The following is a 15,809-nucleotide window of genomic DNA, read 5'->3' on the forward strand; positions in this document are numbered from 1 at the left end:
CAAAAGGCGCCTTGTGCCAGGTCAGGCACAAGGCGCCTTGCCGTTTTGCGGGGTCAGGAGGCCAGCACTTCGCTATCCTGGGGCACGGGTACCCGGTAACGCTGGGGTTGCTGCCAGGCCAACTGGGCATGCACACGGGCCGCAGCGTCCATGACCTTCTCTGCCCAGCTTTCATCTTGGGGGTCGACCACTACCACACGAAACCCATGGTCGGAGCCTTCGATGCCTACTCCTTCGGAGTCATCGACGTGCAAGTCGATATCGAACGCCGGTGGATACTTCGAGGGTGCATTGGCAAGGCCGTGCAGCGACAGGATGTGCTGGTGGCGATCGCTGTTGACCACACCGTCGACATGGATGCCATAAAGCATCAGCCAGCGCCGGATATAGGCCGGTGTGCGGCCCGAGGAGGTATAGATCCAGATGCTGCAGCCTTGGCGGCGCAGATCGCGAATCAGCGAACGCGTGCCGCTGCGCAAGGGCTCGCCCAGCCAGCGGTGTATGAACGTCGGCAGCCTGCTGTGCTCCTCGGTGGCGTGATGAGGCAAGCAGGCGAGCGTATCGTCGATATCGAAGGAAATGCGCATTTGCGGGCGCGCGAATTTCCGCCCAATGGCCTGCCACGCTCGTCGCCCGCTGGCCTTACCTTGCTCTAGCATCGAAACCCTCTTCATCACCGGCTACCCTGGCGGGCCGGCACACAGGTGCCGGGTAGGAAAAACTCATCGTGCTCAGGTGCCTTCGCTTCCAGGAAGGCGGCGTATTTTTTCTTGATCTTGGGCAGTTCGTACAATGCTTTCACGCCATGCTTGGCCGAATTGCGAATGACCGAGGAAGGGTTGTAATAACCCTCGGCGTTGTCCAACGTCAGCACGAATGGCGGCAACCCGGCGCGCATCAGCAGGTAGCTGACGATCAGCGAACCGGTGCGGTGGTTACCCTCGATGAACAGTTGCGGCTTGCTGAGGATGCGCACATAGACACCCGCCGCGCGCTTGAAGATCGAATCACTGCGATAAGAGCAGTACCAGTTGTACAGATCCTTGATGCCGCCTTCGACGTTGTTGAAAAAACGCGCCTCAGTAGCTTGCAAGTGGGCAGAGAATTCACGGCGCCGTGCCGGGTCGCTACCGCACAAAACCGTGGCGTTGATCTCAAGCATTAGGTTCAGCTGCTGCAGGTCGAACAGGTCCACACCGCGGGCAACATAGTCGTCTATCAAGGCATAGCCTTCAAGCACATTGGACAGCACCTCGTCGGTGAACGGGTCACGCGGCTCGGTGAACTGCCGGCTGAGTTCGGCAAACCTGCCCTGCACCTTGCGCAGGGCGCGCTCTACCGCGGGCAGGTCAAGACGACATATCGCATCCATGGGTGATCCTTCGAAACAGAAAAGACATGAAAACGACCTACCCCGCGGCGCCTTCCTGGGCAACGGGGCGGGTCGCCTGACGGATGTTGCAGGCTTAGCTGAACTTGCCGCTGATGTAGTCACTGGTCAGCTGCTCACGCGGGTTCTGGAAGATCTGCGTGGTCGGCCCCATCTCAACCAGGTAGCCGGTGCGGGTGCCCTGGGAGATGTCGACGGAAAAGAACGCAGTGGTGTCTGCCACGCGAATCGCCTGTTGCATGTTGTGGGTCACCAAAGCAATCGTGTAGTCCTTTTTCAGCTCGACCATCAGTTCCTCCACCCGGCGGGTGGCGATCGGGTCCAGTGCCGAGCATGGCTCATCGAGCAGCAGTACTTCTGGCTCGGTGGCGATGGCACGGGCAATGCACAGGCGCTGCTGCTGGCCACCTGACAGTGACAGGCCGCTGACCTTGAGCTTGTCCTTGACTTCATCCCACAGTGCCGCGCCTTGCAGCGCATGTTTGACGCGGTCACCGATGTCGCCCTTGTAGCGGTTCAGGCGCAAGCCGAAAGCGACGTTGTCGAAGATGCTCATGGAGAATGGGTTGGGTTGCTGGAACACCATGCCGATGTAACGGCGCACAACCACTGGGTCAACGCCTTTACCGTAGACATCTTGGCCAAGGAAATGCACATGGCCTTCGAAGCGGAAACCTTTGACCAAGTCGTTCATGCGGTTGAGGCTGCGCAGCACGGTACTTTTGCCGCAGCCGGAGGGGCCGATGAAGCCGGTGATTTCGTTCTTGCGGATCGGCACATGGCTGTCGCGCACCGCCATGAAGTTGCCGTAGAAAATCTTGTCCAGCTTGCAGTCCATGACGATAGGCGCGTCGCTGACCAAGGGAGCGGCTCTTTGCGCAGTAGATACGTTCACGGTCGAATGCTCCCTTTTCAATACTTGGGCTTGCCGAAAATGCGGCTGAGAATGTTGACTACCAGCACGATCATCACCAACACCAGCGAGGCCGCCCAGGCGAGCTCAAGCTGGTTGTCGAACGGCATGCCGGAGAAGTTGTAAATCAGTACGGCAAGCGAAGCCGTGGGGTTCATGACCGCCAGGCTGCCGTCGTGGTAGATCCAGTAATTGCTGAACAGCGCAGTGAACAGCAGCGGCGCCGTTTCACCGGCGGCGCGGGCCACCGCCAGCATGACGCCGGTGAGGATGGCGGGCATACCGGTCGGCAGAATGATTTTCCAGATCACCTGCGCGCGGGTGCAACCCATGCCGTACGCGGCATCTTTCATGATCTTGGGTACCATCTTCATGGCTTCCTCGGCGGTCAGCACCACGATCGGCAGCATCAGCACTGCCAGCGCCACGCCGCCAGCCGGGGCCGAATAGGTGCCGGTGGTCATCACCACCAAGGCATAGGCAAACACGCCGGCAAGGATCGAAGGCAGGCCGGTAAGCATTTTTGCGGCGAACCGTGAAGCGTTGGCCAGTTTGCTGTCTGGGCCGAGTTCGGCAAGGAACACCGCTGCCAGAATGCCCACCGGTACGGCGATGGCTGCTGCGATGCCGACCATGACGAAGGTACCGGCCAAGGCGTTGCCGAAGCCGCCGCCCATTTCGAAGCCAGTGGGTGGTAGCTCGGTGAACACCTCAAGGCTCAGGCGAGCACCGCCGCGGGTGATCAGCATGTACAACACCGAAACCAAAGGCACGCTGGCCAGCAGTGCTACGCACCACACCAGCGTGGTCAGTAACAGGCTACGCAGGGCACGGCCTTCGAAGCGGCGCTGCAGGCTAGGTAGAGCGGTGCTGGTGACGGAGAGGTCAGTCATTGTTTGTTACCCCGCTGGGCGTAGAGCATGATCAGCGATCCGAAAACGTTCACCAGCAAGGTGATGAACATCAGCACCAAGGCGGCATACATCAGCACCTCGATCTCGTTCGGCCCGGCCTCCGGGAAGTTCAGCGCCAGCAAGGCTGCCAAGGTATTGGCTGGGGCGAACAGCGAAAGCGTGATGGTATTGGCGTTGCCGACCAGCATGGCCAGGGCCATGGTCTCGCCCAGTGCGCGGCCAAGCCCTAGCACCAGGGAGCCGAAGATACCCGTTGCAGCCGAGGGCACCATGACTTTGAGGATGGCCTCCCAATGGGTGGTGCCCATGCCGTAAGCGGCCTGCTTGGTTTTCATCGGCACGCTGGTCAGTGCGTCCTGGGAGACAGCGGCAATGGTCGGGAGGATCATGATCGCCAGCACCAACGCCGCTGGCAGCAAGCCAGGGCCACTGAGGGAGCTGCCGAAGAAAGGGATCCAGCCCAATTCACTGTTCAGCCAGGTGGTCAGCGGCCGGATGGCCGGGATCACCACGTAGATACCCCACAGGCCGTAGACGACGCTGGGGATGGCGGCAAGCAGCTCGACGATGGTACGAAACACCGCAGCAAGCCTTGCCGGCAAGAAATCCTGAGTCAGAAAAATGGCCATGCTGACGCCGAAGAACCCGGCGATCATCAAGGCGATCAGCGCGCTGTAAAGCGTGCCCCAGATGGCGGGCAGAATGCCGTATTTACCCTGATTGACGTCCCACACACTACCAAACAGCACGTCGAAGCCGTGCTTTTCCATGCCTGGAAGTGCTTTGCGTCCTACTTCATATACCAACGCGAATACCAGCGCGAGAATCAGCACTACACCGATACGCGCAAGGGCACGGAAGGTGCGGTCGACCAGGAAGTCCTTGGTGGACGGCGGCTGACAGGCGGAATCTGGATTGTCCGGTATGGCAAAAGGTGTGTTCATTTAGCTGATTCCGGGACTAGGGGCAAACACGCCCGGCACGACGCAAGCACCGCACCGGGAGCGCCTGAAGCATTACTGGATGTTTTGCGAAGCTTTGCGCACTTGTTCGACTACCGAAGCTGGCAGCGGGATGTAGCCCATCGAATCGGCGATTTTCTGCCCCTGGGTCAGGCCGTACTCGACCATCTCACGCATGGCCTTGGCCTTTTGCGGATTGCCGTTGTCCTTGCGGAAGATCATCCAGGTGTAGGAAGTGATCGGATAGGACTTGGCGCCATCCGGGTCTGGCAGGTGGGCGATCAGGTTTTCCGGCAACTTCACCGCTGCCAGGGCCTGGGCACCGCTTTCGGCGTTCGGCACCACGTACTGGCCTGCCTTGTTTTCCAGCTCAGCGAAGTCGACCTTGGCCAGCTTGGCAAAGCCATATTCGATGTAACCGATGGCGCCCGGCGTCTGGCGAACGGTCGCGGTCACGCCGTCGTTCTTGGGCGACTTGATGAACTTGTCGGTGGCCGGCCAGTTGACGGTGTTGCCTTCACCCAAGTCCTTCTTGAAGTCGGCGTTGATGGCCGACAGGTGCTGGGTGAACACGGCGTTGGTACCGCTGGAATCGGCACGTACCACGACGGTGATAGGCAGGTCAGGCAGCTTCAGGTCTGGGTTGGCGGCAGCGATCTTGGCATCGTTCCATCGGGTGATCTTGCCCAGGAAGATGTTGGAGTACACATCCCGTGGCAGCTTCAGGCCCTTAGGGTTGCCCGGCAGGTTGTAGGCCAGCACGATTTCACCGGCGGTCATTGGCAGCAACTGCACACCCTCGCCGACTTTGGCGATGTCTGCTTCGCTCATGGCCGAGTCGCTGGCGGCGAAGTCGACAGTCTTGTTCAGAAAGTCTTGAACCCCTGCCCCGCTACCTTTGGACTGGTAGTCAACGGTAACGCCAGCGGTATTCTTGCTGAAATCCTTGAACCAGGTCAGGTAGATAGGCGCAGGGAAACTTGCACCAGAACCGGTCAAGCGAATGTTGTCTGCGGCAAAGGCCGAGGTGGCAGACAGAGAAACCGCAACGGCGAGTACAGCAGACTTCATCAGGCGTATCATGGGAAAAGCGCTCCGTGTGATGGCCGACACACTTTGCAGCAGCTGTGTTACAGCTTTGTGACTATTGAATGGCAGCCACCCCATCTGCCCCTCTAAATCGCAGCCCTCAGTACGTTTTCAGCGCTTCGCTCGTAACTAGATATGACTGGCCCCTCCCCTACGTCCAGCTCAAAGCACCATAAGCATCTCATGCCAAGCCATGCCGCCGTGCTCCGAAGGCGACGGCTGAACGTACTGGTAGCCCATCTTGCGGTACAGCGCCACATGCTGCTCTTTGCACATCAGGTGAATGGTCTGTTTACCCTGGGCCTGCATGCGCGTGATGAATTCGCTCATCAGCTGTTTGGCGTAGCCTTTGCCCTGATGGGCAGGGTCCACCACGACTGACATGATCACCACATTAGGTGCCAGCGGGTCGTGGCCGACCAGGTCCTTGAACGCCTCATCGGACATCACAACCTGGTGGGCGCAGCCGCTGTTGATGAAGCCAATGATGCTCTGCTCGCCTTCAAGCAGCAGGAACCCCTGGGGGTACTGGCTGATGCGCGTGCGGATCTTCTCCAGTGTGGCTGCCTCGTCGCCCTCGTAGGCACCGATTTCGATCGCGTGGCAACGCTCGGCATCACTCAAGACGGGTTGGCGGAATGAGGTGGTGCTCATGGGTAAAGGTTCCTGAATCAGATTTCGTTGCGCTAGGGTACTTCAACAGCGGCGAAAAACCCCGTGCTTTAACGCCCTGGGATGGCTTTACAACGACCGGCAGGGAACCCTAGCTGCGCTGTGGCCTCCCACCTTCATGCAGAGCCAACGACGCACTGCCCACCCCATAGATCTGGAGAACTGCCTCGCATGAAAAAGATCCTGATGGTGCTCACATCCCATGACCAGCTGGGTGATACCGGCAAGAAAACCGGCTTCTGGCTGGAAGAATTCGCCGCCCCCTACTACGTGTTCGTGGACGCTGGCGCCGACGTAACCCTGGCCTCTCCCAAAGGCGGCCAACCTCCGCTCGATCCAAAGAGCGATGAGCCGGACGCTCAAACCGACGCTACCCGGCGCTTCGCCACCGACACCGATGGGCAGATGGCGCTGGCTGACACGGTGCCGTTGAGCGAGGTGGACCCTTACCACTTCGATGCGGTGTTTTACCCAGGCGGCCACGGGCCGCTTTGGGACTTGGCGCAAGACACCGACTCCAAGACGCTGCTCGAAGCCTTCTATGCGGCCAACAAGCCCATTGCCGCTGTATGCCATGCACCGGGCGTGCTCAAGCATATCAAGGCACCCGATGGCCAACCGGTCGTCAAAGACAAGCAGGTAACCGGCTTTGCCAACAGCGAAGAGGCTGCCGTGGGGCTGACCGATGTGGTCCCGTTCCTTGTCGAAGACATGCTCAAAGCCAATGGTGGGCACTACTCCAAAGGCGCGGACTGGGCCAGTCACGTGGTCGAGGACGGGCATTTGATCACTGGTCAAAATCCGGCCTCATCGCAAGCGGCGGCAGAGGCGTTGCTCAAAAGGCTGGATGAGTCGGTGTGAGCTAAACAGATGCGCCGCCTTGCGCGGCGCATCGCGATGCAACACTGCAGGATCATTTGCCGGTCTTGCTTTCCACCTCCGCAAGGCGTTCCTTGATCTTGTGCGTCAGCTCTTCCTGTTCTTTGATCGAGGTGGGGGTGATGACCTTGTCCACTACCTCGGTATCGGCGTCAGGGGTTTCCAGCACTGGGTCCGGGGCAGCTTCGCCACGCTGGGCCTGCTCTGAAGAAATGGGCCGTGGGACTTTGTCACCCGTGTTGCCGTCGCTGTGTTTCATAGAGTTGCCTCATTTCTGTGATGTCTTTCCAGAAGAGTGCAGCAGCGGCGGAAAGTTTGATCCACTTGCGTAGGGACTCACCCTCAAACACCGCTGCCACGGCTGAAGGGCAAGATTCAAAGGCCCGTCCGTCGGACCCTTCGCACGGTGATCTCTGGCGCCGGCCAAACATGAGGTGAACCTTCGAGGATCCGATCATGAATCTTTTCAACTCGCCTTCCCTGCTGCTAACGCTGTGCATGGCTGTCAACGCGCCACTGGCGCTTGCCGCGACCGATGCTGGCGACCAGCGTGTACCCACTCAGGAAACCGCCCCCACCAGTGATCACAGCAATCACCAAGGCGCAACCGGCGCAGGAACGCCGGCTGACAGCATGGGCACGGGTGATGGCGGTACCGATGACAACGGCACCGATAACACCGGAGGTGACGGCACCGACGACGGCGCAGGCTCTGCTGCTGGCGGCACTGGCAGCTCCGGCGCTGGCACGGGCTCACGCAGTGGCTCAGGCAGCTAGCCCGACGCAACATCGCGTACTCACCGCTTACAGGAGTCGATGTCATGCCACGTGGCGACAAATCCAAATATACCGAAAAGCAAAAGCGCAAAGCCGAACAGATCGAACAGAGCTATGAGCAACGCGGCGTACCCGAGCACGAGGCGCAGGCGCGTGCCTGGGCCACCGTGAACAAGCAATCTGGCGGCGGCGAGAAAGCAGGCGGTTCGGGCCGCACGACCTCGCCTGGCGAGAAGAAGTCTGCCCGTTCCGACTCGGCCAAGCGCGCGGCAAAAACGCGTGAGGGGCACCCCCGAACGTCAACCACCTCGCTGCAGACTCAGACCAAGGAAAGCCTGCTCAAGGAGGCCCGCAGCAAAGATATCAAAGGCCGCTCCAGCATGAACAAGGCGCAATTGGTCGAGGCGCTGCGCAAGTTCGGCTGACGAGCAATACACTCAAGCCAATTCAGTGACCGTGTGATTTTCCGTGCTGCCACTGGGTCATGGCTTTGCCGGTCACCGGGTCCAGCGCTGGGTCCGGGACCGCAGCGATGCGCGCCAGGGCCTGATGATGCAAGGATGGGTCAGGACGTTGCGTGTCGTAAGCCTCCTGCCCCTGCGGGTACGCGCCCACCACCACAAAGTCATCGCATGAGGCGATGCAGCAGTGCCCCGTACCCGCAGGTAGCACCACCACATCCCCTGCTTCAAGGTTCAACGTCTGCCCTGTCGGGCCACCCAATATGACACGTGCATGGCCGCTGACTACACCCAATGCTTCATGGGCGTTGGGATGGAAATGGTGGTAATCGAAAATCCCGTCGCGCCAGAGTGGCGTCCACTGGTGAGCTGCGAATAGTGCTTCGAATGCGCAGGCCAGCTCAGGTGCAGCCACTGCACCCAGCCGATAAAGCAACACCGGATAACGGCTGTTGGGCGTGGAACCGTCATCTTCAAAGAACAAGGTCTGCGCAGCGATGGTGTGATGGTCGAACCTGAACATCGGACTGTACTCGCAAGCATGGGCATTTGCCCTGTGAGCATCGTTCAACCACTCCGGTTCCAGTTAGCCGACCAATGCGATACCCAGTGAAACTTTCCTCTAGCCGGCCAAGTCCAGACCCCTATTGACCAAAGACCAGGAGAGGACAATGACGGGCACTGTAGGCGACTTTCTGGTGGACCGCCTGTATGAGTGGGGCGTGCGGCGTATCTTTGGTTACCCGGGTGATGGCATCAATGGCGTATTCGGAGCGCTGAACCGCGCCCATGGCAAGATCGAATTCATTCAGGCCCGGCACGAGGAAATGGCCGCTTTCATGGCCAGCGCACACGCCAAGTTCACCGGTGAACTTGGCGTGTGCATCGCCACCTCCGGCCCGGGCGCCTCGCATTTGCTCACAGGCTTGTACGATGCACGTATGGACCACCAGCCAGTGCTGGCCATCGTGGGCCAGCAAGCGCGGGCTGCATTGGGTGGGCACTATCAGCAAGAGCTGGACCTGGTTTCGATGTTCAAGGATGTGGCCGGGGCTTACGTGCAGCAGGCATCCACACCTGAGCAAGTGCGTCACCTGCTCGACCGCGCCGTGCGAACCGCAGTTGGCGAACGCCGCGTCACCACGATCATCCTGCCCAACGACCTTCAGGACCTGCCCTACCACGAGCCTCCCAGGGCCCATGGCACCGTCCATTCGGGCGTTGGCTACAGCCGGCCGAAGGTGGTGCCATTCGACCACGACCTGCAACGTGCAGCCGAGGTACTCAACGCCGGGCGCAAGGTGGCGATTTTGGTAGGCGCAGGCGCCCTGAACGCTAGCGAACAGGTGGCGGCGGTGGCCGAAGTACTGGGGGCAGGCGTTGCCAAGGCATTGCTCGGCAAGGCGGTACTGCCTGACGAACTGCCATGGGTTACCGGATCCATTGGCCTGCTCGGCACCGAGGCCAGCTATAAGCTGATGAACGAATGCGACACCCTGCTGATGATTGGCTCGGGTTTCCCCTACGCCGAGTTTCTGCCCAAGGAAGGCCAGGCACGTGGCGTGCAGATCGACCTGCAACCAGACATGCTCAGCTTGCGCTACCCCATGGAGGTGAACCTGGTGGGCGACGCTTCGCAAACGCTGCAAGCGTTGTTGCCATTGCTGGAACACAAAACCGACCGACGCTGGCGCGACAAGGTCGAACACTGGCGCGCGCAGTGGGACAAGACCTTGGCCAAGCGCGCGCTGGTCAAAGCTGAGCCGATCAACCCGCAAAGGGTGGTGTATGAGCTTTCGCCGCGCTTGCCCGACCACGCAATCATCAGCAGTGACTCTGGCTCTTGCGCCAACTGGTTCGCCCGCGACCTGCAGATCCGTCAGGGCATGCAATGCTCGCTGTCCGGTGGCCTGGCGAGCATGGGTGCAGCGGTACCCTATGCCATCGCAGCCAAGTTCGCCCACCCGCAGCGCGCCGTGGTGGCATTGGTCGGCGATGGCGCCATGCAGATGAACAACCTGGCCGAGTTGATCACCGTCGCCAAGTACTGGCAACAGTGGGAGAACCCCCAGTGGATCTGCGCGGTCTTCAACAACGAGGACCTCAACCAAGTGACTTGGGAGCAGCGCGTGATGGAGGGCGATCCGAAGTTCGAGGCTTCGCAATCGATCCCGGACGTGCCTTATCACCTCTTCGCGATCTCCATCGGCCTGGAAGGGATTTACGTCGAGCGTGAAGAAGATGTTGCCCAGGCTTGGGAGCGGGCTCTGGCAGCTGACCGCCCGGTGCTGATCGAATTCAAGACCGACCCCAACGTGCCGCCGCTACCGCCGCACATCACGCTGGAACAAGCCAAGAAGCTCACCGGCACGTTGCTCAAAGGTGACCCGAACCAGGCCGGAATGATCGTGCAGACCGCCAAACAAGTGCTCAGCGCTGTGCTACCCACCAAGCAATGACCAACCGTGAGGAATTCCCATGCCTGCAATAACGACAGAGGGTGCCACGAAGCACCCCATCAAGCTCACGCTCAACGGCGAGCCCCTTTCGCTGCAGGTATCGCCCTGGACCACATTGCTTGACCTGCTGCGCGACCAGCTTGACCTGGTCGGCACCAAGAAAGGTTGTGACCACGGCCAATGCGGTGCCTGTACGGTGCTGCGCGATGGCCGTCGGATCAACGCCTGCCTAACCCTGGCGGTGATGTGTGAAGGTGCCGAGCTGGTAACCATCGAAGGGCTTGCCACTGGCGATCAGTTGCACCCTATGCAAAGCGCGTTCATCCGTCAGGATGCTTTCCAGTGCGGCTATTGCACCCCTGGGCAGATCTGCTCGGCGGTAGGCCTGGCCAACGAAGGGCGCATCGATGGCCGCGATGCCATTCGCGAACGCATGAGCGGAAACCTGTGCCGCTGCGGCGCCTACAGCAACATTGTCGCTGCCGTGGAAGAAGCCCTGCCGCTGATGCAGGAGGATCGCCAATGACTCCGTTCAGCTATCACAAGCCCGCCTCCATAGGCGAGGCCATTCAACTGGCCGACTTGTCGTCGCGCTTCATCGCAGGCGGTACCAACCTGCTCGACCTGATGAAAGAGAACGTGACGCGCCCCGAGCGGCTGATCGACATCACCGGGCTACCGCTTGGGGGCGTGGAAGCGACCGCCAGCGGCGGCGTGCGCATCGGGGCACTGGTGAGCAATGCCGACCTCGCCTGGCATCCGCTGGTCGAACAAGCTTACCCCCTGTTGTCCCAAGCCATCCTTGCCGGCGCCTCACCGCAGTTGCGCAATATGGCGAGCACCGGCGGCAACCTGCTGCAACGCACCCGCTGCTACTACTTCTACGACACTGGCACGCCATGCAACAAACGCGAGCCTGGCACGGGTTGCCCGGCACGCTCGGGCCTCAACCGCAGCCACGCCATCCTAGGTGCCAGCGACGCCTGCGTGGCTACCCATCCCTCGGACATGTGCGTCGCACTGGCAGCCTTGGAAGCCGTGGTGCATGTGCAGGGCCCTGGCGGTGAGCGGCAGATCCCGATGGGCGAGTTTCACCGCCTACCCGGTAACATGCCGGAGCGCGACAACCAGCTTGGCGATGATGAACTGATTACCGCCATCGAGTTGCCGGCCCCCTCGTTCACCGCACATAGCCGCTATCTGAAAATACGCGACCGCGCATCGTACGCCTTCGCTCTGGTTTCAGTAGCCGCTGCCTTGCAGATCGAAGATGGAATCATCAAACAAGCCCGCGTGGCGCTGGGGGGTGTGGCACACAAACCATGGCGCGTGACCGCCGCAGAGCAGGTATTGCACGGCCAGGCCCCGGACGAAACAGTGTTCGGCCAGGCTGCCGACTTGCTCCTCAAAGATGCCAAGCCCCTGCCGCACAACGGCTTCAAGGTGCAACTGGCGCACCGCGCTGTGGTTCGCGCCCTCAGTGAGGCTGCGTATGGCCAGACCAACACAGGAGCTTCGGCATGAACACTAAGACAACCGTTGTAGGCCAGCCCCTGGACCGCGTCGATGGTGTGGCAAAAGTGACCGGCAAGGCGCGCTACGCCGCCGAGTACCCTGAAGCCGACCTGCTGCATGCCAGTGTGGTTTCCAGCACCATCGCCCGCGGCCGGGTAGTGCGTATCGATAGCAGCGCGGCGCTGAAGGTACCCGGCGTGATCGCGGTGCTGGACCATAGCAACCGCCCTGCGGTTTCCAGCTATGACGACGACTACAGCGACGACGACTCCGCTGAGGGCGCGCCGTTTCGCCCGTTGTTCAACGATCAAGTGCTCTACAGTGGCCAACCCCTGGCGTTGGTGGTTGCCCAAACCCTTGAAGTGGCACGCTATGCCGGTTCACTGGTACAGATTCATTACAGCCAAGCCAAGCATCAGACGGACCTGCTGGCAGCCCTTGAGAAAAGCCACGAAGCGCCGGCCGAGACACCCTCGCCACGGGGCGACTTCAGCGCAGCTTACGGCAGCGCTGCGGTTACGGTAGATGCCACTTACCTTACCGCCAACGAGCACCATAACCCTATGGAGCCCCATGCCTCGACAGTGCTCTACCAAGCGGACGGTTCCCTGGAAATCCACGACAAGACCCAAGGCACACAGAACTGCCAAACGTACCTGCACAACGTGTTCGGTCTGCCCAAGGACAAGCTGCGTGTGCGGGCCGCCTACGTTGGCGGAGCCTTTGGTTCAGGCCTGCGCCCGCAATACCAGCTGCCACTGGCGGTGATGGCTGCGCTGCACCTCAAACGCTCGGTACGCTTGACCCTTACCCGCCAGCAGATGTTTACCTTTGGCTACCGCCCCCGTACTCAACAGCGCTTGCGCCTGGGCGCCAGTGCTGATGGTAAGTTGCTAGCGGTGGCCCATGACGCCACCGGCCAAACCTCACGCTTTGAGGATTTCACCGAGCACCTGGTGGAATGGAGCGGCATGCTCTACCGCTGTGACAACGTGGCGCTGAACTATCGTCTGACGCCGCTGGATGTGTTCACCCCGCTCGACATGCGCGCCCCCGGTGCAGGTTCAGGCGTGCTCGCCCTGGAATGCGCCATGGATGAGCTGGCATGCGCGGCTGAGGTGGACCCAGTGGACCTGCGCCGCGTCAACTTTGCCGACCATAACGGCAACGAAGGTAAGCCCTATTCCAGCAAAGCCTTGCTGGCCTGCTATGACCAAGGCGCTGAGCGGTTCGGCTGGGCCAAGCGTGACCCCAAACCGCGCAGCATGCGCAAAGGCGAGCAGTTGATCGGCTGGGGAATGGCCAGCGGGGTTTGGGAGGCCATGCAGATGAAGGCCAGCGCCAAAGCCAGGCTCGACGGCCAAGGCCACCTAACGGTCAGCAGCGCAACCACCGACATCGGCACCGGCACTTATACGGTCATGAGCCAGATCGCCGCCGACGCTGCGGGTGTCAGCATTGAAGACGTGACCTTCGTGCTGGGGGACTCGTCGCTGCCCACCGCGCCGCTGCAGGGGGGCTCGTTCACCGTCTCCTCTGTGGGCTCTGCGGTGCAGCAAGCTTGCCAGATCCTGCGCGGCAAGCTCCTGGAAAGTGCCCGTGCGCATTATCCGGCCTTGGCTGGTTTGCCCGTAGAAGCGATCACCATCGCTGACGGCTACCTCCAGCATGGCGAGCAGCGCATTGCCTTGGCAGAGATCGCGGCGCAATCGGACGGCGGCTTTGTTGAGGTGCAGATCGAAGCCGAGCCCAGTGCCAAGCGCCAACCCTACTCCACCGCCACCCATTCTGCGGTATTCGTCGAGGTGCAGGTGGACCCGCAATTGGGCTCGATCACCGTCAGCCGAGTGGTCAGTGCCGTAGCCGCAGGGCGTGTGGTCAACCCGAAGACTGCACGTAGCCAGATACTGGGCGGCGTGGTCTGGGGCTTGGGCATGGCGCTGCATGAGCACGCGCAAACGGACCATGCGCTGGGCCGTATCCTCAACCACAACCTGGCGGAGTACCACATCCCGGTCAACGCCGATGTCCAGGACATCGAGGTGATCTTCGTTGAAGAACAGGACGACATTGTCAACGAGCTGGGGTCCAAAGGCGTCGGCGAAATTGGCGTGGTCGGGGTTGCCGCAGCAGTTGCCAACGCGATCTACCATGCCACGGGCAAGCGGGTGAGGGAATTCCCCATCACCCTCGACACCTTGCTCTAACTAGCGCGTGCCCTGGCGGAGTTCGATCCATACCGGGGCATGATCGCTGGCCTTGGGCTCATTACGAACCCATGCATCGACCCCCGCGCTTTTGAGGCGGGGGGCGAGCGCTTCGTTGAGCAACAGGTGATCGATCCGAAGGCCCGCATTGCGCTCCCAGTGCTTGCGAAAGTAATCCCAGAAGGTATACACGCATGCGTCAGGGTGCAGGTGGCGGACGGCATCGAGCCAGCCCTGGTCAAGCAGCCGTTGATACGCTGCACGCGACTCGGGTTGCAGCAGTGCATCTTTGCGCCACGAACGGGGGTTGTAGATGTCCAGGTCCGTGGGCACCACATTGAAATCCCCGGCCAGTACAGTGGGGTGTTCACTGGCGTACAGGCCCTTGGCATGTTCGATCAGGCACTGGAACCAACGCAGTTTGTATTCGAACTTCGGCCCAGGTTGCGGATTGCCATTGGGCAGATAAAGGCAAGCCACTAACACACCATGCACCGCTGCTTCCAGGTAGCGGCTCTGGCGGTCGTCTTCCATGCCAGGCAGGCCGCGACGAACCTCTAATGGCTCATTGTCGCGAGCGAGTATCGCTACGCCGTTCCATGATGGCTGCCCGTGAAATAGACACCCGTATCCTGCGGCCTCCAGCGCCTGGCGCGGGAACTGTGAGTCGGGCGCTTTGAGCTCTTGCAGGCAGACGATGTCAGGCTGCTCACGTGCAAGCCAATCGAGCAACGCGGGTAGGCGGCTGCGAATGCCATTGAGGTTGAACGTGGCTATTTTCAGGGTTTTCATGTGTCTGGGTCATTCACATGGGCTTGCACGGCATCTTGCAGCGCGTGCAACTGCGCCTGGTCGGCCAGCCCCTTGAGTGCCAGCCAGTCGTCCCAGTCGATGGCACCGTCATCGCGCAGCGCCTCAGCGGTGCGGATCAGCGCTTGATGGTAGGCATCTGGCGATGCGTCACGATAGCTGTGATCGTCGTATTGGGCGTACCAGGCTTCGAGCTCGGGGATGCTGCGTTCGATGCTCATGGCTGAGGCTCCTGACTATGACCTTTGTCTCTATGAGCTTCGCCCGCGTGCAATTGTTCAACATCAACGAATTACCCTAAGTCACTGCAATTGAGTCACTAACTGTTGGGCCAAGGGTGATTAAAGCACCTCGTCCGATTAGCAGAAAGTTTTTGCAGAGCCCCGCAACCCTGGTGAGTCACACGTATACACAGAACATCCTGTGTCTGACTTGAGGTAAGCGATCATGGCTAACAATCAAGACAACGATAAAGCCCAAGACGGCAGCCACCAGGCCAATCCTGGTGACGCTGGCGGCAGAGGCGGCCAAGGCGGCATGGCGGATACCCAGCACGGCGGACAGCAGTCCGGTCACAAACCTGACGAAAAAATGGATAAGGACTGGGAAAAATCCAGGGATACCGGCCATCAAGGCGGCCAGATGGGTGGCAAGGATGACGCTGCAGAGACGGGCCGCATGGGCGGGCAAACCACCCAAGATACCTCCCATCAGAAAGACCAAGACCGTTAACGCTTGACTAGGGTCACCGGGGCGACAAC

Annotated in this window: 19 protein-coding genes; 8 read left to right on the forward strand and 11 right to left on the reverse strand. The window is 60.6% G+C overall.

Going from position 1 to position 15,809, the window contains the following annotated elements; genetic code table 11:
• Positions 1–53 precede the first annotated feature (53 nt).
• The 7 genes from HU725_RS12360 to HU725_RS12390 form a co-directional block, all read right to left on the reverse strand.
• Positions 54–674, reverse strand: a complete 621-nt coding sequence (locus tag HU725_RS12360; protein WP_186477870.1) for a hypothetical protein — start codon at positions 672–674, stop codon at positions 54–56.
• Positions 674–1,372, reverse strand: a complete 699-nt coding sequence (locus HU725_RS12365; protein WP_186477871.1) for a Fic family protein — start codon at positions 1,370–1,372, stop codon at positions 674–676. The genes HU725_RS12360 and HU725_RS12365 overlap by 1 nt, the downstream gene beginning before the upstream one ends.
• Before the next feature lie 94 nt (positions 1,373–1,466).
• The gene (gene pstB, locus HU725_RS12370) at positions 1,467–2,228 is read right to left on the reverse strand and encodes a phosphate ABC transporter ATP-binding protein PstB (protein ID WP_050437214.1); all 762 of its coding nucleotides are present in this window, start codon (positions 2,226–2,228) and stop codon (positions 1,467–1,469) included.
• A gap of 74 nt (positions 2,229–2,302) precedes the next feature.
• The gene (pstA, locus tag HU725_RS12375; RefSeq protein ID WP_060477053.1) at positions 2,303–3,196 is read right to left on the reverse strand and encodes a phosphate ABC transporter permease PstA; all 894 of its coding nucleotides are present in this window, start codon (positions 3,194–3,196) and stop codon (positions 2,303–2,305) included.
• Positions 3,193–4,161 carry a phosphate ABC transporter permease subunit PstC gene (pstC, locus tag HU725_RS12380; protein WP_060477052.1) on the reverse strand — a complete coding sequence of 323 codons (969 nt, stop codon included), beginning with the start codon at positions 4,159–4,161 and terminating at the stop codon, positions 3,193–3,195. The genes pstA and pstC overlap by 4 nt, the downstream gene beginning before the upstream one ends.
• Before the next feature lie 72 nt (positions 4,162–4,233).
• Positions 4,234–5,262, reverse strand: a complete 1,029-nt coding sequence (gene pstS, locus HU725_RS12385) for a phosphate ABC transporter substrate-binding protein PstS (RefSeq protein WP_186477872.1) — start codon at positions 5,260–5,262, stop codon at positions 4,234–4,236.
• Between the two features lie 168 nt (positions 5,263–5,430).
• Entirely contained in the window at positions 5,431–5,922 is a 492-nt protein-coding gene (locus tag HU725_RS12390) for a GNAT family N-acetyltransferase (protein ID WP_186477873.1), read from the reverse strand.
• A gap of 189 nt (positions 5,923–6,111) precedes the next feature.
• On the opposite strand from HU725_RS12390, the gene HU725_RS12395 reads away from it, so the two are divergent.
• Positions 6,112–6,801, forward strand: a complete 690-nt coding sequence (locus HU725_RS12395; RefSeq protein ID WP_060477049.1) for a type 1 glutamine amidotransferase domain-containing protein — start codon at positions 6,112–6,114, stop codon at positions 6,799–6,801.
• Positions 6,802–6,853: 52 nt separating this feature from the next.
• On the opposite strand, the gene HU725_RS12400 is transcribed toward HU725_RS12395, so the two are convergent.
• Complete coding sequence (locus HU725_RS12400; protein ID WP_186477874.1) at positions 6,854–7,078, reverse strand: hypothetical protein; 225 nt, start codon at positions 7,076–7,078, stop codon at positions 6,854–6,856.
• Positions 7,079–7,275: 197 nt separating this feature from the next.
• Between HU725_RS12400 and HU725_RS12405 the strand changes: the two genes are divergently transcribed.
• Complete coding sequence (locus HU725_RS12405) at positions 7,276–7,596, forward strand: hypothetical protein (protein ID WP_186477875.1); 321 nt, start codon at positions 7,276–7,278, stop codon at positions 7,594–7,596.
• Positions 7,597–7,640: 44 nt separating this feature from the next.
• Positions 7,641–8,021 (forward strand): termination factor Rho, encoded by a 381-nt coding sequence (locus tag HU725_RS12410; protein WP_186477876.1) that lies wholly within the window; start codon positions 7,641–7,643, stop codon positions 8,019–8,021.
• Positions 8,022–8,043: 22 nt separating this feature from the next.
• Here HU725_RS12410 and HU725_RS12415 read toward each other — a convergent pair whose 3' ends face one another.
• Positions 8,044–8,580 (reverse strand): cupin domain-containing protein, encoded by a 537-nt coding sequence (locus tag HU725_RS12415; RefSeq protein ID WP_186477877.1) that lies wholly within the window; start codon positions 8,578–8,580, stop codon positions 8,044–8,046.
• A gap of 148 nt (positions 8,581–8,728) precedes the next feature.
• On the opposite strand from HU725_RS12415, the gene HU725_RS12420 reads away from it, so the two are divergent.
• The 4 genes from HU725_RS12420 to HU725_RS12435 are packed head-to-tail and all read left to right on the forward strand — an operon-like array spanning position 8,729 to position 14,238.
• A complete protein-coding gene (locus HU725_RS12420) occupies positions 8,729–10,516 on the forward strand; it encodes a thiamine pyrophosphate-requiring protein (RefSeq protein WP_186477878.1) in 1,788 nt (595 codons plus the stop codon).
• Positions 10,517–10,535: 19 nt separating this feature from the next.
• Positions 10,536–11,042, forward strand: coding sequence for a (2Fe-2S)-binding protein (locus HU725_RS12425; RefSeq protein WP_060477043.1), 507 nt, complete (start codon positions 10,536–10,538; stop codon positions 11,040–11,042).
• Positions 11,039–12,040: an FAD binding domain-containing protein gene (locus tag HU725_RS12430; RefSeq protein WP_186477879.1), complete on the forward strand. Its 1,002-nt coding sequence runs from the start codon at positions 11,039–11,041 to the stop codon at positions 12,038–12,040. The genes HU725_RS12425 and HU725_RS12430 overlap by 4 nt, the downstream gene beginning before the upstream one ends.
• Positions 12,037–14,238 (forward strand): xanthine dehydrogenase family protein molybdopterin-binding subunit, encoded by a 2,202-nt coding sequence (locus tag HU725_RS12435; RefSeq protein ID WP_186477880.1) that lies wholly within the window; start codon positions 12,037–12,039, stop codon positions 14,236–14,238. Before HU725_RS12430 ends, HU725_RS12435 begins: the two co-directional genes overlap by 4 nt.
• On the opposite strand, the gene xth is transcribed toward HU725_RS12435, so the two are convergent.
• Both xth and HU725_RS12445 read right to left on the reverse strand, forming a co-directional pair.
• Positions 14,239–15,030, reverse strand: a complete 792-nt coding sequence (gene xth, locus HU725_RS12440; RefSeq protein ID WP_186477881.1) for an exodeoxyribonuclease III — start codon at positions 15,028–15,030, stop codon at positions 14,239–14,241. It lies immediately after the preceding gene.
• Entirely contained in the window at positions 15,027–15,269 is a 243-nt protein-coding gene (locus HU725_RS12445) for a hypothetical protein (protein WP_186477882.1), read from the reverse strand. The genes xth and HU725_RS12445 overlap by 4 nt, the downstream gene beginning before the upstream one ends.
• Positions 15,270–15,495: 226 nt before the next feature.
• On the opposite strand from HU725_RS12445, the gene HU725_RS12450 reads away from it, so the two are divergent.
• On the forward strand, positions 15,496–15,780 hold the full coding sequence (locus HU725_RS12450; protein WP_186477883.1) for a hypothetical protein: 285 nt from the start codon (positions 15,496–15,498) through the stop codon (positions 15,778–15,780).
• The last annotated feature ends 29 nt before the right edge of the window (positions 15,781–15,809 follow it).

This window comes from Pseudomonas promysalinigenes, from assembly GCF_014269025.2.
GTDB classification, from domain to species: Bacteria; Pseudomonadota; Gammaproteobacteria; order Pseudomonadales; family Pseudomonadaceae; genus Aquipseudomonas; species Aquipseudomonas promysalinigenes.